The sequence below is a fragment of the Pseudomonas sp. R9.37 genome (genome assembly GCF_963878885.1).
Classification (GTDB): domain Bacteria; phylum Pseudomonadota; class Gammaproteobacteria; order Pseudomonadales; family Pseudomonadaceae; genus Aquipseudomonas.
In genome coordinates, this window is sequence record NZ_CAWNZA010000050.1 from 185,310 (window position 1) to 206,497 (window position 21,188).

At 59.0% G+C, this 21,188-nt stretch carries 25 protein-coding genes; 10 read left to right on the forward strand and 15 right to left on the reverse strand.

What is annotated here, in order from left to right; all coding sequences use genetic code 11:
* Positions 1 to 4: 4 nt before the first annotated feature.
* The 4 genes from modB to AACU78_RS29630 form a co-directional block, all read right to left on the reverse strand.
* Entirely contained in the window at positions 5 to 685 is a 681-nt protein-coding gene (modB, locus tag AACU78_RS29615; protein WP_106579147.1) for a molybdate ABC transporter permease subunit, read from the reverse strand.
* Positions 686 to 1,459 carry a molybdate ABC transporter substrate-binding protein gene (gene modA / locus AACU78_RS29620; protein ID WP_106579148.1) on the reverse strand — a complete coding sequence of 258 codons (774 nt, stop codon included), beginning with the start codon at positions 1,457 to 1,459 and terminating at the stop codon, positions 686 to 688.
* Positions 1,460 to 1,572: 113 nt separating this feature from the next.
* A complete protein-coding gene (locus AACU78_RS29625; protein WP_106579149.1) occupies positions 1,573 to 2,637 on the reverse strand; it encodes an NAD(P)H-dependent flavin oxidoreductase in 1,065 nt (354 codons plus the stop codon).
* A 109-nt stretch (positions 2,638 to 2,746) separates the two neighbouring features.
* Positions 2,747 to 3,625: an alpha/beta fold hydrolase gene (locus AACU78_RS29630; protein WP_106579150.1), complete on the reverse strand. Its 879-nt coding sequence runs from the start codon at positions 3,623 to 3,625 to the stop codon at positions 2,747 to 2,749.
* 173 nt (positions 3,626 to 3,798) lie between these two features.
* Between AACU78_RS29630 and AACU78_RS29635 the strand changes: the two genes are divergently transcribed.
* On the forward strand, positions 3,799 to 4,389 hold the full coding sequence (locus AACU78_RS29635) for a CGNR zinc finger domain-containing protein (protein WP_106579151.1): 591 nt from the start codon (positions 3,799 to 3,801) through the stop codon (positions 4,387 to 4,389).
* 145 nt (positions 4,390 to 4,534) lie between these two features.
* Here the strand turns inward: AACU78_RS29635 and ada are convergent, their stop codons facing one another.
* The 4 genes from ada to AACU78_RS29655 all read right to left on the reverse strand — a co-directional run bounded on the left by ada (position 4,535) and on the right by AACU78_RS29655 (position 6,818).
* Entirely contained in the window at positions 4,535 to 5,578 is a 1,044-nt protein-coding gene (gene ada, locus AACU78_RS29640) for a bifunctional DNA-binding transcriptional regulator/O6-methylguanine-DNA methyltransferase Ada (protein WP_106579152.1), read from the reverse strand.
* A 75-nt stretch (positions 5,579 to 5,653) separates the two neighbouring features.
* A complete protein-coding gene (alkB, locus tag AACU78_RS29645; RefSeq protein WP_106579153.1) occupies positions 5,654 to 6,319 on the reverse strand; it encodes a DNA oxidative demethylase AlkB in 666 nt (221 codons plus the stop codon).
* A gap of 3 nt (positions 6,320 to 6,322) precedes the next feature.
* Positions 6,323 to 6,490, reverse strand: a complete 168-nt coding sequence (locus tag AACU78_RS29650; RefSeq protein WP_164487941.1) for a hypothetical protein — start codon at positions 6,488 to 6,490, stop codon at positions 6,323 to 6,325.
* Positions 6,491 to 6,515: 25 nt separating this feature from the next.
* Positions 6,516 to 6,818 (reverse strand): DUF1883 domain-containing protein, encoded by a 303-nt coding sequence (locus AACU78_RS29655; protein WP_003173824.1) that lies wholly within the window; start codon positions 6,816 to 6,818, stop codon positions 6,516 to 6,518.
* A 212-nt stretch (positions 6,819 to 7,030) separates the two neighbouring features.
* Between AACU78_RS29655 and AACU78_RS29660 the strand changes: the two genes are divergently transcribed.
* Positions 7,031 to 7,381, forward strand: coding sequence for a hypothetical protein (locus AACU78_RS29660; RefSeq protein WP_106579154.1), 351 nt, complete (start codon positions 7,031 to 7,033; stop codon positions 7,379 to 7,381).
* A gap of 279 nt (positions 7,382 to 7,660) precedes the next feature.
* Positions 7,661 to 7,891, forward strand: coding sequence for a hypothetical protein (locus AACU78_RS29665; protein ID WP_106579155.1), 231 nt, complete (start codon positions 7,661 to 7,663; stop codon positions 7,889 to 7,891).
* A 7-nt stretch (positions 7,892 to 7,898) separates the two neighbouring features.
* On the opposite strand, the gene AACU78_RS29670 is transcribed toward AACU78_RS29665, so the two are convergent.
* Positions 7,899 to 8,183 carry a hypothetical protein gene (locus AACU78_RS29670; RefSeq protein ID WP_106579156.1) on the reverse strand — a complete coding sequence of 95 codons (285 nt, stop codon included), beginning with the start codon at positions 8,181 to 8,183 and terminating at the stop codon, positions 7,899 to 7,901.
* A 145-nt stretch (positions 8,184 to 8,328) separates the two neighbouring features.
* A complete protein-coding gene (locus AACU78_RS29675) occupies positions 8,329 to 8,514 on the reverse strand; it encodes a hypothetical protein (RefSeq protein WP_028616218.1) in 186 nt (61 codons plus the stop codon).
* A gap of 309 nt (positions 8,515 to 8,823) precedes the next feature.
* Here AACU78_RS29675 and galU point away from each other — a divergent pair, with 309 nt between their 5' ends.
* On the forward strand, positions 8,824 to 9,663 hold the full coding sequence (gene galU, locus AACU78_RS29680; RefSeq protein ID WP_003230743.1) for a UTP--glucose-1-phosphate uridylyltransferase GalU: 840 nt from the start codon (positions 8,824 to 8,826) through the stop codon (positions 9,661 to 9,663).
* 104 nt (positions 9,664 to 9,767) lie between these two features.
* The gene (gene gorA, locus AACU78_RS29685) at positions 9,768 to 11,126 is read left to right on the forward strand and encodes a glutathione-disulfide reductase (RefSeq protein WP_106579157.1); all 1,359 of its coding nucleotides are present in this window, start codon (positions 9,768 to 9,770) and stop codon (positions 11,124 to 11,126) included.
* Here the strand turns inward: gorA and AACU78_RS29690 are convergent, their stop codons facing one another.
* Complete coding sequence (locus AACU78_RS29690; protein ID WP_106579158.1) at positions 11,127 to 12,134, reverse strand: DNA-binding protein; 1,008 nt, start codon at positions 12,132 to 12,134, stop codon at positions 11,127 to 11,129.
* Positions 12,135 to 12,304: 170 nt separating this feature from the next.
* On the opposite strand from AACU78_RS29690, the gene AACU78_RS29695 reads away from it, so the two are divergent.
* The 3 genes from AACU78_RS29695 (at position 12,305) to ahpF (ending at position 15,627) form a co-directional block, all read left to right on the forward strand.
* Entirely contained in the window at positions 12,305 to 13,237 is a 933-nt protein-coding gene (locus AACU78_RS29695) for a site-specific integrase (RefSeq protein WP_106579159.1), read from the forward strand.
* A 133-nt stretch (positions 13,238 to 13,370) separates the two neighbouring features.
* Positions 13,371 to 13,934 carry an alkyl hydroperoxide reductase subunit C gene (gene ahpC / locus AACU78_RS29700; RefSeq protein ID WP_053255965.1) on the forward strand — a complete coding sequence of 188 codons (564 nt, stop codon included), beginning with the start codon at positions 13,371 to 13,373 and terminating at the stop codon, positions 13,932 to 13,934.
* 127 nt (positions 13,935 to 14,061) lie between these two features.
* Positions 14,062 to 15,627: an alkyl hydroperoxide reductase subunit F gene (ahpF, locus tag AACU78_RS29705; RefSeq protein WP_106579160.1), complete on the forward strand. Its 1,566-nt coding sequence runs from the start codon at positions 14,062 to 14,064 to the stop codon at positions 15,625 to 15,627.
* Between the two features lie 63 nt (positions 15,628 to 15,690).
* Here ahpF and gloA read toward each other — a convergent pair whose 3' ends face one another.
* Entirely contained in the window at positions 15,691 to 16,212 is a 522-nt protein-coding gene (gene gloA, locus AACU78_RS29710; protein ID WP_106579161.1) for a lactoylglutathione lyase, read from the reverse strand.
* 199 nt (positions 16,213 to 16,411) lie between these two features.
* Here gloA and AACU78_RS29715 point away from each other — a divergent pair, with 199 nt between their 5' ends.
* Positions 16,412 to 16,948 carry a DUF4946 domain-containing protein gene (locus AACU78_RS29715; RefSeq protein WP_106579223.1) on the forward strand — a complete coding sequence of 179 codons (537 nt, stop codon included), beginning with the start codon at positions 16,412 to 16,414 and terminating at the stop codon, positions 16,946 to 16,948.
* Positions 16,949 to 17,060: 112 nt separating this feature from the next.
* Here the strand turns inward: AACU78_RS29715 and AACU78_RS29720 are convergent, their stop codons facing one another.
* The 3 genes from AACU78_RS29720 to AACU78_RS29730 form a co-directional block, all read right to left on the reverse strand.
* On the reverse strand, positions 17,061 to 17,426 hold the full coding sequence (locus AACU78_RS29720) for a histone-like nucleoid-structuring protein, MvaT/MvaU family (protein WP_106579162.1): 366 nt from the start codon (positions 17,424 to 17,426) through the stop codon (positions 17,061 to 17,063).
* Between the two features lie 200 nt (positions 17,427 to 17,626).
* Positions 17,627 to 19,168, reverse strand: coding sequence for an EAL domain-containing protein (locus tag AACU78_RS29725; RefSeq protein ID WP_106579163.1), 1,542 nt, complete (start codon positions 19,166 to 19,168; stop codon positions 17,627 to 17,629).
* A 110-nt stretch (positions 19,169 to 19,278) separates the two neighbouring features.
* Positions 19,279 to 20,157 (reverse strand): LysR family transcriptional regulator, encoded by an 879-nt coding sequence (locus AACU78_RS29730; RefSeq protein ID WP_106579164.1) that lies wholly within the window; start codon positions 20,155 to 20,157, stop codon positions 19,279 to 19,281.
* A 76-nt stretch (positions 20,158 to 20,233) separates the two neighbouring features.
* Between AACU78_RS29730 and AACU78_RS29735 the strand changes: the two genes are divergently transcribed.
* On the forward strand, positions 20,234 to 21,157 hold the full coding sequence (locus tag AACU78_RS29735) for a DMT family transporter (RefSeq protein ID WP_106579165.1): 924 nt from the start codon (positions 20,234 to 20,236) through the stop codon (positions 21,155 to 21,157).
* Positions 21,158 to 21,188 lie beyond the last annotated feature (31 nt).

Sequence of the window (21,188 nt, forward strand, 5' to 3'; positions counted from 1 at the left end):
GCGATCAGCTCCAGCCCATCTTGGTTTTACGGCTGGAGTAAAGCGCCAGCAACACGAGGAAGGCGAACACCACCATGGAGCCGGCCAGCCAGTGCGCCTGGGCGTATTCCATGGCTTCGACGTGGTCGTAGATCTGCACCGAGACCACGCGGGTTTTGTTGGGGATATTGCCGCCGATCATCAGCACCACGCCGAATTCACCGACGGTGTGCGCAAAGCCGAGAATCGACGCGGTGATAAACCCCGGGCGGGCCAGGGGCAGGATCACCGTGAAAAAGGTGTCCCACGGATTGGCGCGCAAGGTCGCGGCCACTTCCAGTGGGCGGGTGCCGATTGCGCCGAAGGCGTTTTGCAATGGCTGCACCACAAACGGCATGGAGTAGATCACCGAGCCCAGTACCAGCCCGGTGAAGCTGAAGGTCAGGGTGCCCAGGCCCAGCCATTGGGTGAATTGGCCGAAATACCCATTGGGCCCCATGGTCAACAGCAGGTAAAACCCGATGACCGTTGGCGGTAATACCAACGGCAGGGCGACGATTGCGCCGATGGGGCCGCGCCACCAGGAACGGGTGCGCGACAGCCACAGGGCAATCGGAGTGCCGATGACCAGCAGGATCACGGTGGTCAGTGACGCCAGTTTGACCGTCAACCAGATCGCGGAAAAATCGGCACTCGACAGCGGCATTTACTGGGCCAGCTCATAACCGTAGGACTTGATCACCGCAGCGGCTTTCGGGCCTTTGAGGTAGTCGACCAGGGCTTTGGCCGCGGCACTGTCCTTGCCTTTGGTGAGGATCACCGCGTCTTGCTTGATCGGATCGTGCAGCGAGGCGGGCACGATCCACGCCGAACCGCTGGTGACTTTGCCGTCCTTGTAGATCTGCGACAGGGCGACGAAGCCCAGTTCAGCGTTGCCGGTGGAGACGAACTGGAAGGCTTGGGTGATGTTCTGCCCGGTGACCAGCTTGTCTGCGACCTGCTCGCTCAGACCTTCCTTGGCCAGCACTTGAGTGGCGGCGAGGCCGTAGGGTGCAGTTTTGGGGTCGGCGATGGACAAGTGCTGGTACTGGTTTTTCTTCAGCACCTCGCCTTTGGCATCGACGTAGCCTTCCTTGGCCGACCACAGCGCCAGGGTGCCGACCGCGTAGGTGAAGCGCGAACCTTTGACGGTCGCGCCTTCGTCATCGAGCTTTTTAGGCGTGGTGTCATCTGCGCTGAGGAACACTTCGAACGGCGCGCCGTTCTTGATCTGCGTATAGAACTGGCCGGTGGCGCCATAGGCTGCAACCAGTTTGTGGCCGGTGTCTTTCTCGAAGTCGGCGGCGATCGCCTGGATCGGCGCGGTGAAGTTGGCGGCCACGGCCACCTGCACTTCGTCGGCCTGCGCCGAGCCCAAGGCAAAGGCCGCGATCAGGGAGGCGAGGGCTGTGGGGGCCAGACGTGAGGCGCGGATCATCATGAAGCAGCTCCTTTGAGGATGTACGGCTTGTTATAGATAGAAGGCTTTATCGCTATGTAGAGGAATATATAGCGGTTAGCCATCGCCGGTACAGCGCAAAGTTGCCCGCGGCATCAGTTGTGCTTGAGCTTTGCCAGCGCCTGCGCGGCCAGCTCGCGAGTCAGGTCGTAAGTAGATGCATCTTTGCACAAGCGCAGTGCCTGGCCCGACCACAGGTTGCTGAAACCCGCCTCGTCCTTGGCCTTGAGCGGCATCAGGGCACCACCGGACGTGGGGAAGGCAGGCGCCGCCGGATTGATCGCGCCCAGTTCACGCATCACGCGGTTGACGATGCCGCGCGCCGGGCGGCCGGTGAACAGGTTGGTCAGCGCGGTTTCGCTGGCCTGTGCTTGACGCAACGCAGAGTAGTGGGAGGCGCTGACGTTGGCTTCGGGTGTAAACAGGTAGGCGGTGCCGATTTGTACGGCTGATGCGCCCAGAGCAAGGGCCGCGACAATGCCGCGCGCATCAGCAATACCGCCGGCTGCAATCACGGGCACCCTGACGGCGTCGACGATCTGCGGTACCAGCGCCATCAAGCCGATCTGGGTATTGAGATCGTCGCTGAGAAACAAGCCGCGATGCCCGCCGGCCTCAATCCCCATCGCGATGATTGCATCGCACCCATGCTGTTCCAGCCAGACCGCTTCTTCCACGGTGGTGGCGGATGACAGCACCTTGGCGCCGGTGGCTTTTACCCGGTCGAGCAAGGTTTTTTCCGGCAGGCCAAAGTGAAAGCTCACCACCTCGGGGCGAAACGCCTCGACCACCTGGCAGGCGGCCTCATTAAAGGGCGCGCGGTTGGAAACGGGTGTTGGCGCATCGAAATCGGCGCCCAGTTCGCGGTAGTAGGGTTGCAACAAGTCCTTCCAGCGACGGTCGCCGGCCTCGTCGGCGTCGGGCGGTCGATGGCAGAAGAAATTCACGTTGATGGGGCGCGTACCAGCCTGGCGGATCGTGCTCAAGGCTTCGCGCAGTTGCTCGATGGTCAGCGCTGCGGCGGGCATCGAGCCCAGCGCACCCGCTTCATTGGCGGCAATCACCATGGCGGCGGTTGTAGCGCCGGCCATGGGGGCCTGGATGATGGGCAATTGAATGCCCAGCAGGTCGATGATGCGCGAGTCTGGCCAGGTGCTCATGGGATGCGTCTCCAGCGTGAGTAGGACTTTGCGCTGTTTTAACAGGGCCATTGGCACCCGGCCAGTCCGTATTATTCACTGGACGAGGGCAGGGTTTCGTGCAGCGCCATCAGTCGATGGCATGCCCCAGCACCGCGTGAATGCGCTCGGCAATATGGGCCGCATGGGTTTCCAGGGCAAAGTGGCCGGTGTCCAGTAGCTCAACCACCGCGTTGGCGTTGTCGCCCTTGTAGGCATGGGCGCCAGGCGGGATGAAAAAGGGATCGTTCTGGCCCCAGATCACCAGCGTCGGCACCTGGCTGGCTTTGAAAAATGCCTGGAACGCGGGGTACAGCGTGAGGTTATTGCGGTAGTCGAGAAACAGGTCCAGCTGGATTTCGTCGTTACCTGGGCGCTGCATCAACAGCACGTCCAGCATGTAGGACTCCGGTGCGACCAACTCCGGCTGACTCACCCCATGCAAGTACTGGTAGCGCGTGCCTTCCAGGCTGATGACCGCGTTGCGGATCACCTCGCGATTGGCTGCGCTCGCGTCCGCCCAGTAGGCGCGAATCGGCGCCCAGGCATCGCCCAGCCCTTCCAGATACGCGTTGCCGTTTTGCGAGACCAGCGCGCTGACCCGTTCCGGATGCGCCACCGCCAGTCGCAGGCCCACGGGTGCACCGTAATCGAATACGTACAGGGCGTAGCGGCTCAGTTTCAGCGCATCGACGAAATGTCCGACGCTGATCGCCAGGTTATCGAAGCTGTACTGGTAATCGCGCTCGAGGGGCACCTCGGTGAAGCCGAAACCGGGCAAATCGGGCGCGATGACCCGAAAGCGCGTAGCGAGCAGCGCAATGAGGTCGCGGTACATGTGCGACGAGCTGGGGAACCCGTGCAACAGCAACATGACCGGCGCCGAAGGATTGCCGGCTTCACGGTAGAACATGCGCACACCATCGACATCAACGTGCTGGTAGCGAACGACGGGGGTTGCGATAGACATGATGAGGACACCTCTGTAACTGGATTGGTTGGTAATACGGGTTACTTATTTAAAAGCTGCGCCCAAATATGTAACCTGTCAAACCAATTATTACGGTTATCTTTTTTTCATGCTGTAACTATCCATGGGCAAAAATAGCGGTTACGATTGCGCGGTGCTCAAGAGGACAAATCATGGCCACCCTTACGCCCCATGCGCCACCATCACAACCCTATGTACTGGCCGATGAGCCGGTGCTGGACATGCTCAATACCCTGGCGAATATCGACGGCCAGCCGGTGGATTTCTGGCACACCGACGCCGACGTTGCGCATTGGCTGGTGCGCCTGGAGTGGGTAGCGCAAGCGAGCATTCCCACATTTGAAGAAGGCGCATTGCTGGGGGCTGCACGCCAACTGCGCGAGGTAGTCCGTGAACTGGTGGCTGCGCGCAAGAACGGTGAGACGGGCGACCCTGCGGCGCTCAACAGCTTTTTACGCAAAGCGGTCAGCTATCCGCAGTTGGTCTGGCCTGCGTCCGGGCAGCCTCAACTGGAGCGTCAGCGCAAGCAACAGACGGCGGAGCAGTTTTTGTCGCCGATTGCCGAAGCAGCGGCTCAGTTATTGGTGGCCGGCGATTTCAGCTTGATTCGCCGTTGCGAGCATCCCGAATGCGTCCTGTGGTTTTATGACCGGACCAAAGCGCACAAGCGCCGTTGGTGCAGCATGGCGTTGTGTGGCAACCGGCATAAGGTCGCGCAGTTTCGTAAACGCAAGGCCTTGTAAACGCACACTGGCGCTGTAAAAGGAGAGGGCGGTGCAGGCATTTTCGGGTGGCCGGCCTCAACCTGCGCGCACGTAATGGGGATGAAGGTCCGACCTCCGGCGCACAACGTCGGACCGGTGTGCTGCTGTTTTGTGCGCTGAGTCTTCACTGACTTTCCCGCTCCAGCAGCTGCCGCTTGCGCTCAACCCCCCAACGGTACCCGGAGAGTTCGCCATTGCTGCGTACGACGCGATGGCAGGGGATCGCCACTGCCAGGTGATTGGCGCCACAGGCCTGGGCCACCGCGCGAAAGGACGTGGGCGCGCCGATACGCTGGGCGATCTGCGCGTAGCTGGCCGTGCTGCCCACCGGAATGTCGCGCAGTGCCTGCCACACACGCTCCTGAAAGGCGGTCCCGCGCAAGTCCAGGGGCAAATTCAGGCCCAGCGCCGGTGCTTCGACAAAGCCCACGACCTGGGCGATCAATTGCTCGAAATGCCGATCCGCGCCGACCAAATCGGCCTTGGGAAATTGATCCTGCAGGTCGCGCACCAGCGTGTCCGGATCGTCTCCCAGCAAAATCGCACACACGCCCCGTTGGCTCTGCGCCACCAGAATGGCCCCCAGCGAGCACTGGCCCACGGCAAAATGGATCTCGCTGTTAGTGCCGCCGGCCTTGTAATCGCTGGGCTTCATGCCGAGTAACTGATCGGCGGATTCATAAAAGCGGCTGTTTGAGTTAAAGCCTGCGTCGTACACCGCGTCCGTCACGGAATGCTCGCCCTTGAGGCCAACGCGTACTTTGCGTGAGCGAAGGGCGCTGGCGTAGCCCTTGGGCGTCAGGCCGGTGATGGCTTTGAAGACGCGATGGAAATGGAACGAACTCAAGCCGGCCAGGCGTGCAAGTACGTCCAGGCTGGGCGGTGTTTCGGCCTGCTCTATATGCCTGCAAGCATCGGCGACTATTTGCGCGTGGTGCGCGGCCAATTGGGTCTGGTCGCCCGCGGCGCGTTTACTCGGCCTATAACCCGCCGCTTCGGCCTGGGCGGGGGAGTCAAAAAATTCGACGTTCTCCGGCCGTGGCAAGCGCGAGGCGCTGCTGGGGCGGCAATAAACGCCGGTGGTCTTTACGCCGTAGACAAACAGCGCGTCGGCCTTGGCGTCGCGAGCGACGATGGCGGCCCAGCGAGGGTCTTGGTGGTTGTTCATGGCCTGCACTCTTGACGTGTCACGGGCAGATTAACCGCGCGGGTTGCGCTCGGCACTCCGAAGCTTGCGGTCAAATCAACCGGCCGTGCGGAAAGTCAGGTTGATACGTTGTGGTCCCATCACCGGATGCACACCTTCCTTGATCGGCATCACCCCATGAAAACGCAAGCGATCGACGCCACCCCAGACCACGACATCGCCGTGAAACAGCGAGATTTTCTGTGTGCGGTTGCCACGCTCATGCCCACCGAACAGGAAAACAGCCGGCAGCCCGAGGGACACGGACACCACCGGGGCGCTATAGCAGCGTTCGTTTTTGTCCTGGTGCAGCGACATTTTGGCCCCGGGCACATAACGGTTGATCAGGCAGGCATCCGGGGAAAAGTCATTGAAGCCGGCCTCTGCGGCCGCCAGCTTGGCAAGCTCGCGCAAAGCGTCCGGCATTGCCGGCCAGGGTTGCCGGCTGCGCGGATCAACCGGGCTGTATCGATAGCCAGAGCTGTCGGTGGTCCAGCCCAGTGCGCCGCAACTACTCAGGGCCGCTGACATGGTAAATCCGCCGGGTGTGACCATCTGCCGAAACGGGGATTGAGCCAATACGCGCCGCAGCTCAGGTAGCAGGCGATCAATCCAGGGCAGGGCGTAGCCTCTCAGCACGTAAGACTCTTCGCCGATCTGCTCGCGCCCGGCCGGTTGTTGCAGCGCATCGTCGGCGAACAGATCCGCCGTGGGGCCGGACATGGCTTACAGCGCCTTGCTCACAGTGATGTCGGTGATTTCGTCACTGGCATCGTGGATTTTCGCCAGCGCCTGCTGGGCTTCTTCGACACTGTTGGTGTGCAATTGCGCGAACTCAAAGCGACGTTCGCCGTTGAGTTTGTACTTGATGACGTATTTGGTTGTGGTAGTCACAGTGTTTTCCTGTCGAGTGTTCGGGTCAGCTCAGTTTGGTACTGGTACGGCGAACGATGCGAATTTTGTGCGACAACGCGGGCTTGCGCGTAACGCTGATGGCGCGGCGTGTCACTACATCCAGGGTGATGTTCCAGAAACCGGTGCTGGGGGCGGTGATTTTTGCCGGGAACTTGTCGAATGCGCCGCCGTGATAGGTGTGGCGGCCGCCGTTTTTGAAGCTGCGAAAATTGGCGTCGCTCATCAGGCGAATGTTGCACGTCTGTGAGCATTCAATGACAACGATGTCGCCCTCGTTGAGGTGCTCGCGCTGGTGGATGAATTTCATGGGGTGTCTCCAGAAGGGCTTTTTCTGAAAAATCAGAATGATACGTAGGTTAAGATAGAGTTTATCAGCCCCAGCGCGTTTATTATCGGGTCGTCATCGACGACTTCGACAATTTAAAACAGTTATTTCCCGAGTTTTTAGAGATAAATCCTACATTGGCGGGAGAAATTTACTCTCTACGCTGTCGTAGGATCTTTATCGGAGGTTTAAGTATGAAGTGGAGTGTGTTGGTTCTGGCCTTGGCCTTAGGTGGGTGTGCTTCGGTTGCAGATATCAAGCAGACCCCGCCAACATTGGTGGTCATTTCAGGTAAAAAACCGCCGGAATACGCCGCGTGTGTCGTGCGCAAGCTCGCCGCCACCCGCAGACCGCCACAGATCGAGCCTCACAAGGACGGTGTACAGGTGATTGTGCCGCAGAAATTCTCGGCTGACCCGTCGGCGATCTTCGAGATTGAAGAGCGCTCCAGCGGCAGCAGTATCAAACTTTACGAAAGCATGTCGAACGTGCCCATTCGACCTGGTGATGTGAAAAAAGCCGCAGAGGATTGCATCTCCGGCTGAGCCCCAGCCTCATTGGGCGCTTGAATCCGATAAAAAGCCTGACGCTGCACTGCAGCGTCAGGTTTTTTTTGCAGTCACTTTGGGTGTTTTCGCAAAAGGTCCAGTCCTCGACCGTTTGTAAGCTTAGGCGCTTGTGATCTAAACCTATAACACTAAAAATGGAGCCGTGATGAGCGTGTTGATCGGGCAAGGCATCCGTTAAACTGTTGGGCATTCAATGCAAAAAATGCCGCGCAACCTCATGGATGCGTGGCATTTGTCTTTTTCTGGAAAACCGTCATGAAGCGTGAACACGTCAAAGCCCGCCAGGCCGAGGGTCAGATTTCGGCCACCCATGTCATTCAGAACCCTGCCGATCTTGGCGAGTGGATCGTGTTTTTCAAGAAAAGCGGCGGACGCAGTTTTTTTCTGGTGGACGAGCAGGACGAAGTCGAGTCATTCGCGCGCCTGGATGACCTCATCGAGCTTCTGCGCGGGCTGGGCATCAAGTTCGCCGAAATTCACCTGTAGCCGTTGGCTATTTGCACACGACCACTACGCTTCGGCTCTTGAAGTTGCCTACGTCTTTGCCCAGGGTCTTGTCGTCTTCCTTGAGCGAGGGCGTGCCTTCGGTGCCGACGATACGGTAGCCGGTGCCCGCGCAGGAGGCGTCGGCTTTCTCGTAGCAGCTGGCCCACGAGTTGGCTTCGCCCGAGCAGTCGATGGTCAGGCCTTGTTCGCCATTTTTCAGAAAGGTGTCGGAGGTCGTGGTGCAGCCGGTCATCAGCGCCAGGGCCGCAGTCAGTGCCAGAATCTTGTTCATGAGTTGAGTCGTCGTCGAGGGTGTTGGAGGGAGCGCTGACACTGTCGTGGGGCGTTCGCAGCAGATTATAGCGAACTGCCACCTAGGTACAGACAAACACAAAAAAGCCCCGTCAAACGGGGCTTTTTACGCAAATCGCCGTGGCTTACTTGCCTTTGGGTCTTTTGCTCGATGCGTGGCCGGCTTCGTCCACAAACACTTCGGCTACCGCAATAGCCTGGCTTTCAGTCGGGAATACCCCGGCAACGCTGTCACCGTGAAAGTTGATCAAGTGCCAGCCGTCTGCTCGCTGTGTGATCAGGTAGCCGTTTACGCCTTTTGGTTCTGACATCTATTAACAATCTCGTGGTCTGGTTCAAGCGGCTCATGATAGCGCCAAATGCCGGGGGAAAGCGCAAGTTGTTGCAGGTCAGTGTGACGCGCGGCAAAGCGTGCTAAAACAGTTACACCCCTTTTAATCATTGGGGGATGGCATGTTTTGCCGAACCGTTGGGCACGCTCTTGGCAGGATCAGCGGAACTTACGCCGACATTTTTTCTCTATGATGACATCGCAACGCCAGCAGGACCCATTGTAAGGTGACTGCGGCCTCATTAGACTGCGCCGAATTCCGTACGCACAGCCCTTTGTAAGGACTCATATGATCAAGAAATGCTTGTTCCCAGCAGCCGGTTACGGCACTCGCTTCTTGCCAGCGACCAAAGCCATGCCCAAAGAGATGCTGCCGGTGGTGAACAAGCCACTGATTCAGTACGGCGTCGAAGAGGCATTGGATGCCGGTCTGAACGAAATCTCCATCGTCACCGGCCGTGGTAAGCGCGCACTCGAAGACCACTTCGACATCAGCTACGAGCTGGAAAACCAGATCAAGGGCACCGACAAGGAAAAATACCTGGTCGGTATCCGCAAATTGCTCGACGAGTGCTCGTTCTCCTACACCCGCCAAACCCAGATGAAAGGCCTCGGCCACGCGATCCTCACCGGCCGCCCGCTGATCGGTGACGAACCGTTCGCCGTGGTACTGGCGGACGACCTGTGCGTCAACCTGGAAGGCGACGGCGTACTGACCCAAATGGTCAAGCTGTACCAGAAATACCGCTGCACCATCGTTGCGGTGATGGAAGTCAATCCGGCCGAAACCAACAAGTACGGCGTGATCGCCGGTGACGACATTGGTGATGGCCTGATCCGCGTACGCGACATGGTCGAGAAGCCAGCGCCGGAAGACGCGCCGTCGAACCTCGCGATCATCGGCCGTTACATCCTGACGCCGGACATCTTCAAGCTGATCGAAGAAACCGAGCCGGGCAAGGGTGGCGAGATCCAGATCACCGACGCCCTGTTGAAGCAAGCCAAAGACGGCTGCGTGATTGCCTACAAGTTCAAAGGTCAGCGTTTTGACTGCGGTGGCGCTGAAGGCTACATCGAGGCGACCAACTTCTGCTACGAGCACTTCTACAAGACTGGCAAGGCTTACTGATTCACGCTTGCTGAGTGCTTTAAGAGAAAGCCACCCTCGGGTGGCTTTTTCGTTTTTCAGCCCCATCTAAATGGGTATGCTGATGACCTGCCGAGGAGAGTGAAATGGCCTACGATTTTGACCTGTATGTAATTGGCGCCGGTTCTGGCGGTGTTCGCGCGGCGCGTTTTGCCGCTGGCTTTGGCGCCAAGGTGGCCGTGGCGGAAAGCCGCTACCTGGGCGGCACGTGCGTTAACGTCGGGTGCGTGCCGAAAAAACTGTTGGTGTACGGTGCGCATTTCGCCGAAGACTTCGAGCAAGCGAGCGGTTTCGGCTGGTCGCTGGGGGAGGCTGACTTTGATTGGGCGACCCTGATCGCCAACAAGGATCGCGAAATCAACCGCCTCAATGGCATCTATCGCAACCTGCTGGTCAACAGCGGTGTGACCCTGCATGAAGGGCATGCGCGTCTGGTGGATCCGCACCAGGTAGAGATCAACGGCGAACGTTTCACCGCCAAGCACATCCTGATCGCGACAGGTGGGTGGCCACAGATTCCAGAGATTCCAGGGCGCGAACACGCCATTGGTTCCAATGAAGCATTCTTCCTTAAGGCGCTCCCCAAGCGTGTACTGGTGGTTGGCGGTGGTTACATTGCCGTTGAGTTCGCGGGCATTTTCCATGGTTTGGGCGCGCAGACTAAGCTGCTGTATCGCGGCGATCTGTTCCTGCGCGGTTTCGACGGTTCAGTGCGTACCCATCTGAAGGAAGAGCTGACCAAGCGCGGCCTCGACCTGCAGTTCAACGCTGACATCGAGCGTATCGACAAGCAAGCCGATGGCAGCCTCAAGGCCACCCTGAAAGACGGCCGCGTGCTGGAGGCCGATTGCGTGTTCTACGCCACTGGCCGCCGCCCGATGTTGGACAACCTGGGCCTTGAAAATACCGGCGTCAAGCTGGACGAGCGCGGCTTCGTTGAGGTGGATGACCTGTACCAGACCGCTGAGTCGTCAATCCTGGCGATCGGCGATGTGATCGGTCGCGTGCAATTGACGCCGGTGGCTCTGGCTGAAGGCATGGCGGTGGCACGTCGTCTGTTCAAGCCCGAGCAATACCGCCCGGTGGATTACGCGATGATCCCGACAGCGGTGTTCAGCCTCCCAAACATTGGCACTGTCGGCCTGACTGAAGAAGAAGCGAAGAAGAACGGCCACAAGGTGCAGATTTTCGAAAGCCGCTTCCGACCCATGAAGCTGACGTTGACCGATTGCCAGGAAAAAACCTTGATGAAGCTGGTGGTCGACGCCGACACCGACAAGGTATTGGGTTGCCACATGGTCGGCCCGGATGCCGGCGAGATCGTGCAAGGCCTGGCGATCGCGCTCAAGGCGGGCGCGACCAAGCAGCATTTCGATGAGACCATCGGCGTGCACCCTACGGCGGCGGAAGAATTCGTCACCATGCGCACGCCTGTGGCTGACTGATCAGGCTTGCGGTGTTGCCTCTGGCGCCGTTGCAACGACGGCCGCCAGGCGCAATGCCTCGATACTGGCCTGGGCCTTGATAAGCTCGAGTTCCAGGGTTTTGTTGGCAAGTTGGTGTTCGGTCAGCGCTTCCTGGCGCGATTGGCTCTCCAGTACCGCCACCCGCAGGCGTTCCTGAAGCAGGGTGCGTTCGCTTTCAATCAGGTTTAACTGTTCGCCAAGTTTTTGCTGCAGGGCCTGGTCTTTGCGGGTTTGCGCTTGCAGCGCGGTCAGTTCCTTCAGGGTTACACGGTGTTCGATCAATAACCGCTCATTGTCGCGATGCAACTGCGTGATTTCGTCCTGGCGCACCATGGCGCTTTGCTGGGCCTGACGCAGTTCCGCCTGCACTTGTTGCAGTTGGCCTTCATGGCGTCGCTGTTCCTGCTCGCGCTGCTCCTTGATTGCATTGCGGTAATGCTCCAACGCCTCGCGCGCGTGCAGGTGCTTTTCTTCCAGTGATCGAATCTGTTCGTCCTTGTCGGTAATCCTCAGCTCGTAATCGCTGCACGCCTGGCTGAGCCCGGCGTTGCGGGTTTGCTCGGTCTGCAGACTGGTACTGGCGGTCTGCAGGGCGGCGCTTTCGTCTGCCAATGCGGCGGCCTGGATATCAAATTGCTGCTTGAGCTCGGCGTGAGCCGCCTCCAGCGTCTCTACCTGGGCGAGCAGGGCGGCTTTGTGCTGTTCGAACTGCGCCAAGGCCAGGTCGATAGGTTCCTGAGCCTTCTCTTTCAAACGCAAAGCCAGCCCTGCAACCAGTTCGCCAAGCTCGTCGTCGATTGGCGCCTCGGTGATCGTCAGCCGGCTTTCGCTATCGTCCAATTCCTTCAAGTAACGATGAATAGTGGTTTTCGAGCCGGTGTTGCCCATCTCGATGCGCACCGCGTCGATGCTGGGGTTTTCGCCGCGGGCAAGGATCGCCAAGCGTGCCGTTTGAACTACTGCTTTGTTTATGCCGCCGCGAGCCATGGAGTCTCCGTCGATTTCGTACTGTGGTACAGAGTATGTATATACATACTGTAACATAAATAAAAACACGTTTAAATTCATGATTTAACAGATGGGATATTGGCGTATTATCCCGTGTCATAGCGGTTTTAAGCGCGGATCCACCTTGCAGCAGTACGAATAGGCCTTTCATGAGCGAACTGGATCGATACCTCAACGCCGCCACGCGCGATAACACGCGCCGTAGTTACCGGGCGGCCATTGAGCACTTCGAGGTGAGTTGGGGCGGTTTCCTGCCGGCGACCAGCGACAGCGTCGCGCGCTACCTGGTGGCGCATGCCGGCGTGCTGGCGGTGAACACCTTGAAGTTGCGGCTCTCGGCACTGGCGCAATGGCATAGCAGCCAGGGGTTTCCCGACCCGACCAAGGCGCCGGTGGTGCGCAAGGTGCTCAAGGGCATTCGCGCGGTGCACCCGGCGCAGGAGAAACAGGCCGAGCCCCTGCAACTCAAGCACCTTGAGCAGGTGGTTGCATCGTTGGAGGCAGAAGCGCGGCAGGCGAGCAGCGACCAGGACACGCCTCGCTTGCTGCGCGCCAAGCGCGACACTGCGCTGATCCTGCTGGGCTTCTGGAGAGGGTTTCGCAGCGACGAGTTGTGCCGCCTGCACATCGAACATGTGCAGGCCGTGCCCGGTGCTGGCATCAGCCTGTACCTGCCACGCAGCAAAAGTGATCGAGACAACCTCGGCAAAACCTACCAGACCCCTGCATTACTGCGTCTGTGCCCGGTACAGGCCTACAGCGACTGGCTCAGTGCTTCGGCGTTGGTGCGTGGCCCGGTGTTTCGTGGGATTGATCGCTGGGGCAACCTGGGCGAGGAGGGCTTGCACCCCAACAGCGTCATCCCGCTGCTGCGCCAGGCGCTGGAGCGCGCGGGTATCCCGGCTGATCAATACACCAGCCACTCCCTGCGCCGAGGCTTCGCCACCTGGGCTCATCGCAGTGGCTGGGACTTGAAGTCGCTGATGAGTTATGTCGGTTGGAACGACATGAAATCCGCCATGCGCTATGTTGAAGCGACGCCCTTTCTTGGCATGACCTTGGCGACTCAACCGTTGATTTGAGATTTCTTCTATTAATACGGTCACCTGATAGGCAAAACCAATCGTCAGCATCAGGTTTGCCAATGAGCCAACGGCCAGGAGAGTGGGTAGGATTCACCCCATCAACTTCTTAACCCCTGACGGAGAGTCAACGATGCCTATCATCAACAGCCAAGTAAAACCGTTCAAAGCAACTGCTTACAAAAACGGCAACTTCGTAGACGTGTCGGACGCTGACCTGAAAGGCAAATGGTCCGTAGTGTTCTTCTACCCAGCCGACTTCACCTTCGTTTGTCCAACCGAGCTGGAAGACCTGGCTGACAACTACGCCGAATTCCAGAAACTGGGCGTCGAAATCTACAGCGTTTCCACCGACACCCACTTTGCCCACGCTGCCTGGCACAACACTTCGCCAGCCATCGGCAAAATCCAGTACACCATGATCGGCGACCCAACCCTGACTATCTCCCGCAACTTCGACGTACTGATCGAAGAAGCTGGCCTCGCAGACCGCGGCACCTTCGTGATCGATCCAGAAGGCAAGATCAAGATCGTTGAACTGAACGACGGTGGTGTTGGCCGTGACGCTTCCGAGCTGCTGCGCAAAATCAAAGCTGCTCAATACGTAGCTGCCCACCCAGGCGAAGTATGCCCAGCCAAGTGGAAAGAAGGCGAAGCGACGTTGGCTCCGTCCCTGGACCTGGTCGGCAAGATCTAAGTCTGTGAAGCACCAAGGGCGGAACTCCGCACTTAAGTAGGCCGCAACCGCCCTCAAAACGCCCGGGCGAGATTCGCTCGGGCGTTTTTTTGTCTGCAATAAACCGAATTAATAGGAAATCGCCCGTATGTTGGACGCCAATCTTAAAGCTCAGTTGAAGTCATACCTGGAACGGGTCACCCAGCCGATCGAGATCGTCGCCTCCCTCGACGACGGTGCGAAATCCCAGGAAATGCTTGCCCTTTTGCAAGACGTAACCAGCCTCACCACGCTGATTACTCTGAAAACCGATGGCGATGATGCGCGCAAGCCGTCGTTCTCCATCAATCGCCCGGGTGCCGATATCAGCCTGCGTTTCGCCGGCATCCCCATGGGCCATGAATTCACTTCGCTGGTGCTGGCCCTGCTGCAAGTCGGTGGCCACCCGTCGAAGGCCAGTGTCGAAGTGATTGAACAGATTCGCGCCCTCAAAGGCGAGTTCAGCTTCGAGACATACTTCTCGCTGTCCTGCCAGAACTGCCCCGACGTGGTCCAGGCACTGAACCTGATGGCCGTGCTCAACCCGAACATCCGCCACGTCGCCATCGACGGTGCGCTGTTCCAGGCTGAAGTCGATGAGCGCCAGATCATGGCGGTACCGAGTGTGTACCTCAATGGCGTGAACTTTGGTCAGGGCCGCATGGGCCTGGAAGAAATCCTCGCCAAGCTCGACACCAGCGGCATCGAAAAAGCAGCAGAAAAAATCAGCGCCAAAGACGCCTTTGATGTTCTGGTAGTCGGCGGTGGGCCAGCCGGTTCGGCGGCCGCTATCTACGCCGCACGTAAGGGCATCCGCACGGGTGTGGCGGCTGAACGCTTCGGCGGGCAAGTGCTGGACACCATGTCCATCGAGAACTTCATCTCGGTGCAGGAGACCGAAGGGCCGAAGCTGGCCAGCGCGCTGGAAGCCCACGTGCGTCAGTACGACGTGGACATCATGAACCTGCAGCGTGCCAGCAGCTTGATCCCTGCAAAAAACGCCGGTGACTTGCACGAGATTCACTTCGAAAGTGGTGCGACCCTCAAGTCCAAGACCGTGATCCTGGCCACTGGCGCCCGCTGGCGCGAAATGGGTGTGCCGGGCGAGCAGGAATACAAAGCCAAAGGCGTGTGCTTCTGCCCGCACTGCGATGGTCCGCTGTTCAAAGGCAAGCGCGTGGCCGTGATCGGCGGTGGTAACTCTGGCGTTGAAGCGGCTATCGACCTGGCGGGTATCGTCAGCCACGTGACCTTGCTTGAATTCGACAGCAAGCTGCGCGCCGATGCTGTGTTGCAGCGCAAGCTCTACAGCCTGCCGAACGTCGACGTGATCACCAGTGCGCTGACCAGTGAAGTAAAAGGTGATGGTCAGAAAGTCACTGGCCTGGCGTATAAGGACCGCGACAGTGGCGAGTTCAAGACCCTCGACCTGGAAGGCATCTTTGTCCAGATCGGCTTGTTGCCCAACACTGACTGGCTCAAAGGCACAGTGGAGCTGACCCCACGTGGCGAGATCATTGTCGATGCGCGTGGTGAAACTTCGCTGCCAGGTGTATTCGCCGCCGGTGACGTCACCACCGTGCCGTACAAGCAAATCGTGATTGCGGTAGGCGAGGGCGCCAAGGCTTCCCTGAGCGCGTTTGATCACCTGATCCGCACTTCCGCACCTGCGTAAAGTCGGACCCGGAAATGAAAAACCCCATGAGTGATCATGGGGTTTTTTTATTGCGCGAGGCTTTTACATCGGCGCTGGCTGAATAATCTCGACCCAGTACGCATCCGGGTCCTTGATGAAGGCCAGGCTTTTCATGCGGCCGTCGGTCAGGCGCTTCTGGAAGTCACAGCCCAGGGCTTCGAAGCGTTCGCACGCAGCGACAATGTCCGGCACCGAAATGCAGATGTGGCCAAAGCCACGCGGGTCGGTGTTGCCGTTGTGGTACGCGAAGTCGGCATCGTTTTCGGTGCCGTGGTTGTGGGTCAGTTCCAGGATGCCCGGGATCGACTTCATCCACTGGGTGCGTTCAGCGGCGTCGGCCGGGATCTGAGCCTTGTCCACCAGGGCCAGGAAGTACAGGCTGAATTCGGCTTCCGGGAAGTCGCGCTTTTCAACCAGGGAAAAACCCAGGACGCGGGTGTAGAAATCCAGCGACTTGGTGATGTCCTTGACCCGCAGCATGGTGTGGTTGAACACGAAGTTCGTGGTGGCGGTGTCAGGCTGGGCGGTGACGCCCGGGAAAGTGTTCAGTTCGTGCAGGCTCATGGGCCCTCCAGAAAAAAATGGGGCAAACGCGACTTGAAATGATAGGCGCGGTCCGTTGGCTTGCGGCAAGCGTCCATGCAGCCGAGCCATGATACGCAAGGGCCGCCCACTGCGCCAAATGAAAAAGGTCACGCAGCGCTTGCGACCAGCGGGTGCCGGGGCTCAAACTTTGACGCTTGAACCTTGGGCGTTTTTTGCAATGATCGAATTTCGTAAATCGCTGTTGAGCTCGTTGTGTCTACTGCTGGGCAGCCCGTTCGTACTGGCGGCCGACCCGGAAATTCACTGGCCCAGTGGCTGGCAGGTCGAGGAAGTGGAGCCGGACGGCGAAGCCCCGGTAAAACCCCAGGCCGTGTCTCGCCAGCGCGCGATCAAAAATGACGAAAATGGCAATACCTTGATGGTCATGGAGTTGACCGGCACACCGATCGAGGCGGGTCATAAAGTTAATCTTCAAGGCGTGTTGCTGGAAATGCGTAAATCCATCCAGAAAGACTTTGCCGGCAGCGGTTATCAAAGCGTGTGCACCAAGATGCACCCAACCACATTGAGCCGTCTTGATGCATTGGAAACAACTTGCGTGATTACCGAGAATGGGCGGCACGTGTTGTCGCAAACATTAGTCGGTGCGGTAGATACTGACAAAGCCTATGTTTTTTCATACGCCGGCCAAGCCGAAGCCTATGAGGCCAGCCAGGGCGAAGTCGGATCGGTACGCGACAGCCTGAAACTTTGAATGTGCCAGGTTGATCGGATTTGAACAAAGTGAAATGTTAGTTAAGTTCGTTTTCGAATCCTTAAACAAAAAAAGCCCCGCATCAGCGGGGCTTTTTGTTAGTGCAGTGCGATCAGCCGCGAAGCCAGGAATCTACAGTGGCGGCGCCATACTGTTCTTTCCAGGCTTTGAGGCCGCGGTGGTTGCCGCCTTTGGTCTCGATCAGCTCGCCGGTGTGCGGGTTGTGGTACACCTTGACCACGCGTGCGCGGCGCTGTTTAGGGGCGGCGGCCGTTGCAGCACCGGCCTTGGCAGGGTGTGGATCAAGGATCGCGATGATGTCGCGCAGGCCTTTGCCGTAGTGCTTCATCAAGCCTTGCAGCTTTTCTTCGAATTCGATTTCTTTCTTCAGGCCGGCGTCGTTCTTCAGGGATTCCAGCTGGGCCAGCTGCTCTTGAAGGGCTTTTTCTGCTGCGCGAAATTCGGCGAGTCTGGACAAAATCTGTACTCCAATAATGTAGTTTGCTGATATCAACTGCAGACAAAGCTATAAGCCAAGCGCTTATAAGGTGACTCAAAGAAAGAGGCCTTTCTGCGAGTTCAGCACAGGCAGGAAAAATTGTAGTAGTTAATGCCCCACGAGTAAATCACGTCGTTTACCTAAATAAGATTATTTCATCAAGCGTAATGAGTGGCTATTCAATGGCTGGCCAGCGACTTAATGAATTCGTCACCGGGGAGTGGTCGGCCAAACAGGTAACCCTGCAGAAAATCCACACCGTGGGCCGCCAGATATTCACATTGCTCTGCTGTTTCCACGCCCTCGGCCACGATGCCCAGGTCCAGCTTGCCGGAGAGTTCGATGATGCTGTCGAGGATATGCCGTGAAAGTGCATCAGCGCCAATCATGGCGACAAAGCTTTGATCGATTTTCAAGTAATCGACATTGAAGTTGCGCAAGTAACCGAGGCTGGAGTGCCCGGTACCGAAGTCATCAATGGCAATCATCACGCCCAGTTGATGCAGGGCGTCGAACAGCTGACGCGTGATATCCGTAGGCTTGATCAGTTCACGCTCGGTCAACTCCAGCACCAGCGTCACTTGGCCCGGGGCGAACGCGGCGAGAAACGTTCGACAATCTTCCACCAGGTCCAGATCCTCACAGTGGCGTGCCGTGATATTCACGCCAATATGAAAGCCCGGACGCAAGCGCGCGGCATGCGGGGCCAGCTGCGCCGCCGTCTGGTGCAGCAAGGCGCGGGTCATCGGCACGATCAGGCCGGAATGCTCCGCCAACGGGATAAACAGGTCGGGACGCACCAGGCCTTCTTTCGGGTGCTGCCAACGCATCAGCACTTCACAGCCGGCCCATTCACGCGTGTCGCCGCGGACCACGGGTTGAAAGTACGGAATGAACTCGTTGGCACCCAAGGCGCGTTGCAGTTCATGGGTGGGCGCAGACGAGCGCTTTTGCAGCCAGTGCGCAAGCACGCCCGACAGTACGCCAAAAAACACCAGCAGGCTGAACAGGGCCGGATAGCGCGCTTCCATGTACCGCCACACTTCACCGGCCGGCATGCCGGCGTCGACACTGTAGTGATAGCGCTGCGAGGCCAGGTGGTGATGGGCCACCTCGAACACCGGCACGGGCGTGTTGTGCACCTTGCCGTCGGCATCCAGCCAGTTGGGGCCCACTTGCAACACCAGGTGTGCGTAACGGCTGATCAAGCGCAAGGCGTTGGTCAGGTGATAACCATCAATCGAGGCGAACGCCGCCTTGTCGCCTTCAACCAGCCGGTTAACCAGCAGCGCAGTATCGGGTGTGACCGGATTGCCATTCATCAACCACAGACTCCCGTCCACGTAATCATCCGGGTTGACCGCCGACTGGTAGTGATCGCCGAACAGCGAGCTGCAATAGATGTTTTTCTGCCAGGACAACGTTGTTGCGCGCACAAAGGGCCGGCGCGTGACTTGTTCACGCAGCGCCAGCTGCGCGCCGTTGTCGCACGGCTGACCCGCCAGTGGCAGCAAGGCCTGGGCGGCGAGGGTGGTGTTATCGAGCATCAGGTCAAACTGGCGCACGGCTTCACGGGCGGTTTGCGCAGTGCTTTGTTGCAGGGTGCGTTCGGCTTGCCAGTGCAGAATGACCACCCCCAGCGCAATCGGCAGCAGGCCACTGAGGGTGGTAAGCAAATAGCGGGTGGCGCGTTTTCGCGGGCCGTTTACGGTCAGGGGCATGGAGAGACGGCCTGTCGCAGGATGGGAAAAGCCCCGAAGGGCTAATCAGATACATCAAATGATAGATGGCGCGTGCGAAATAAGCTCGCTGTACCTGGCGGTCAGGTGAGTCAGCCCCGCTGGAAGTTCAGCGTCTGCGCCAGTTGGATAAACGCCAGGGTCGCAGGTGTCGACTGACGTTGGTCCAGCACCGCCAGGCCAATGTCCCGGCCCACCCGTGGCGACAGCGGGCGCACCTGGTAACGTGCGTCTGGCGTCTGCGGCAAGGACGCCTGCGCCACCACACTCACGCCGTCGCCGCGGCTTACTGCCGCAAGCGTACTGAGCAGTTGCGAGCAGCGGTAACGCACATTCGGGGTTAGTCGCGCGCTGCTGAACAACCGCGAGACCAGCTCCTGCGAGCCGGCGTCGGTGAGGATGAACGGGTCGTCACACAGCGCCTTCAAGGTCACGCAAGGCTGCGCAGCCAGCGGGTGCGCAGCGGGCAGCAGGGCGACCATCTGGTCGTTGAACAGCGCAAACGTATCGAAGCGCTCCTGCTCCAGCACCACAAATCCCACGTCGATACGCCGCTCGTCCAGCCACTGGATCACTTGACGGTCCGGGCCTTCGTCCACGTGTACCTCAATGCCCGGGTGCTGACGCCTGAATGGCTCGAGAATGCGCGGCAGCAGACGATTGGACGAAGTCGGGCCAAAAGAGCCGATGCGCAGCGTGCCGCGCTTCATGCCCCGCGCATCCGAGGCTTCCTGTTGCAGGGTGTCGGCCACGCCCAGCAAGGTGCGCGCACGCATCAGCAATTGCTGGCCGATATCACTGAGTTCGACCTGGGACTGATGGCGCCGGAACAGTTCGACGCCCAGTTCCTGCTCAAGGGCCTTGATGGCATGCGACACGGCTGACTGGCTGATACCCAGGCGGTGGGCGGTGTGGGTGAAGCTTTGCAGCTCGGCCACGCGCGAGAAGATTTGCAGCTGCATAAGGGTCATGAGCAATTACTCATTTTACGATGATCAGTCATTAGGCACAGGATATCCCAATCCTGACATCCACTGAGCCTCACCGATGACGTCCTCTCCCGATCGCCTGACTTACCTCAAACTTGCTGCTGTCACCATGATCTGGGGCGCGACCTTTGTGGCCGGCCGCTACCTGGCGGCCAACGTGGAGCCGCTGCTGGCAGCCACGCTGCGTTTTGTGTTGGCCAGCGCAGCGCTGCTGGGCTTCATGGCCCTGGCACGCGTGCGCCTGGCGCGGCCCAGCGCCAGGCAACTCGTGCAGTTGGCAATGCTGGGGTTCTGCGGAATCTTTTTCTACAACCTGTGTTTCTTCTACGGTCTGCATTACATCAATGCGTCGCGGGCGTCGCTGATCGTGGCCTTGAACCCGGCGGTGATCGGCCTGGGTTCGTGGTGGCTGTTCAAGGAGCGGCTAGGCACGGCCAGATGCCTGGGCATTGCCTTGTGCCTGGGCGGCGCGGGTGCGGTCATCATCAGCCGCAATCCCCAAGTGCTGCAGGGTGCCGCCAACGCCTGGCTGGGCGATCTGCTGATTTTTGGCTGTGTGTTGGGGTGGGGCGCCTACTCGCTGTTTTCCCGCAGCCTCAACCAGAGCCTGGGGCCATTGCAGACGGTGACCTGGTCGATCTTGCTGGGCACGGCGATGTTGACGGTCACCACACTGGTCGGTGGCAAGCTCACATTAAAAGCCCTGAGCGCGATTCATTTACCGCAAATGCTCAGCCTGCTGTACCTGGGCGTGTTCGGCTCGGCGCTGGCTTACATCGCCTGGTATGACGGCATTCGCCGTATCGGCGCAACCCGCGCCGGCGTGTTCATCGCACTCAACCCGCTGACGGCAGTGATCTGCGGCGCCATGCTGCTGGATGAGCACCTGAGCGCGCCGATGCTGGTGGGCGGGGCGGTGATCCTGCTCGGCATCCATCTGTGCAACAAACCCCTTGCGCAGCCCAAGCCATTGGGGATTTGATAAGAGTGCGGACAAACGCTGTTACGCTGTG

Excerpts from the sequence above, each read along its gene's own strand:
- modB (WP_106579147.1), bottom strand. The coding sequence starts at position 685 with ATGCCGCTGTCGAGTGCCGATTTTTCCGCGATCTGGTTGACGGTCAAA.
- AACU78_RS29630 (WP_106579150.1), bottom strand. The coding sequence starts at position 3,625 with ATGTCTATCGCAACCCCCGTCGTTCGCTACCAGCACGTTGATGTCGAT.
- AACU78_RS29655 (WP_003173824.1), bottom strand. The coding sequence starts at position 6,818 with ATGAAATTCATCCACCAGCGCGAGCACCTCAACGAGGGCGACATCGTT.
- AACU78_RS29690 (WP_106579158.1), bottom strand. The coding sequence starts at position 12,134 with ATGGCTCGCGGCGGCATAAACAAAGCAGTAGTTCAAACGGCACGCTTG.
- AACU78_RS29725 (WP_106579163.1), bottom strand. The coding sequence starts at position 19,168 with ATGCCCCTGACCGTAAACGGCCCGCGAAAACGCGCCACCCGCTATTTG.
- AACU78_RS29665 (WP_106579155.1), top strand. The coding sequence starts at position 7,661 with ATGAAGCGTGAACACGTCAAAGCCCGCCAGGCCGAGGGTCAGATTTCG.
- AACU78_RS29715 (WP_106579223.1), top strand. The coding sequence starts at position 16,412 with ATGATCGAATTTCGTAAATCGCTGTTGAGCTCGTTGTGTCTACTGCTG.
- AACU78_RS29660 (WP_106579154.1), top strand. The coding sequence starts at position 7,031 with ATGAAGTGGAGTGTGTTGGTTCTGGCCTTGGCCTTAGGTGGGTGTGCT.
- AACU78_RS29730 (WP_106579164.1), bottom strand. The coding sequence starts at position 20,157 with ATGACCCTTATGCAGCTGCAAATCTTCTCGCGCGTGGCCGAGCTGCAA.
- AACU78_RS29695 (WP_106579159.1), top strand. The coding sequence starts at position 12,305 with ATGAGCGAACTGGATCGATACCTCAACGCCGCCACGCGCGATAACACG.
- ahpF (WP_106579160.1), top strand. The coding sequence starts at position 14,062 with ATGTTGGACGCCAATCTTAAAGCTCAGTTGAAGTCATACCTGGAACGG.
- ada (WP_106579152.1), bottom strand. The coding sequence starts at position 5,578 with ATGAACAACCACCAAGACCCTCGCTGGGCCGCCATCGTCGCTCGCGAC.
- AACU78_RS29735 (WP_106579165.1), top strand. The coding sequence starts at position 20,234 with ATGACGTCCTCTCCCGATCGCCTGACTTACCTCAAACTTGCTGCTGTC.
- AACU78_RS29635 (WP_106579151.1), top strand. The coding sequence starts at position 3,799 with ATGGCCACCCTTACGCCCCATGCGCCACCATCACAACCCTATGTACTG.
- ahpC (WP_053255965.1), top strand. The coding sequence starts at position 13,371 with ATGCCTATCATCAACAGCCAAGTAAAACCGTTCAAAGCAACTGCTTAC.
- modA (WP_106579148.1), bottom strand. The coding sequence starts at position 1,459 with ATGATGATCCGCGCCTCACGTCTGGCCCCCACAGCCCTCGCCTCCCTG.
- AACU78_RS29670 (WP_106579156.1), bottom strand. The coding sequence starts at position 8,183 with ATGAACAAGATTCTGGCACTGACTGCGGCCCTGGCGCTGATGACCGGC.
- alkB (WP_106579153.1), bottom strand. The coding sequence starts at position 6,319 with ATGTCCGGCCCCACGGCGGATCTGTTCGCCGACGATGCGCTGCAACAA.
- gorA (WP_106579157.1), top strand. The coding sequence starts at position 9,768 with ATGGCCTACGATTTTGACCTGTATGTAATTGGCGCCGGTTCTGGCGGT.
- gloA (WP_106579161.1), bottom strand. The coding sequence starts at position 16,212 with ATGAGCCTGCACGAACTGAACACTTTCCCGGGCGTCACCGCCCAGCCT.
- AACU78_RS29625 (WP_106579149.1), bottom strand. The coding sequence starts at position 2,637 with ATGAGCACCTGGCCAGACTCGCGCATCATCGACCTGCTGGGCATTCAA.
- galU (WP_003230743.1), top strand. The coding sequence starts at position 8,824 with ATGATCAAGAAATGCTTGTTCCCAGCAGCCGGTTACGGCACTCGCTTC.
- AACU78_RS29675 (WP_028616218.1), bottom strand. The coding sequence starts at position 8,514 with ATGTCAGAACCAAAAGGCGTAAACGGCTACCTGATCACACAGCGAGCA.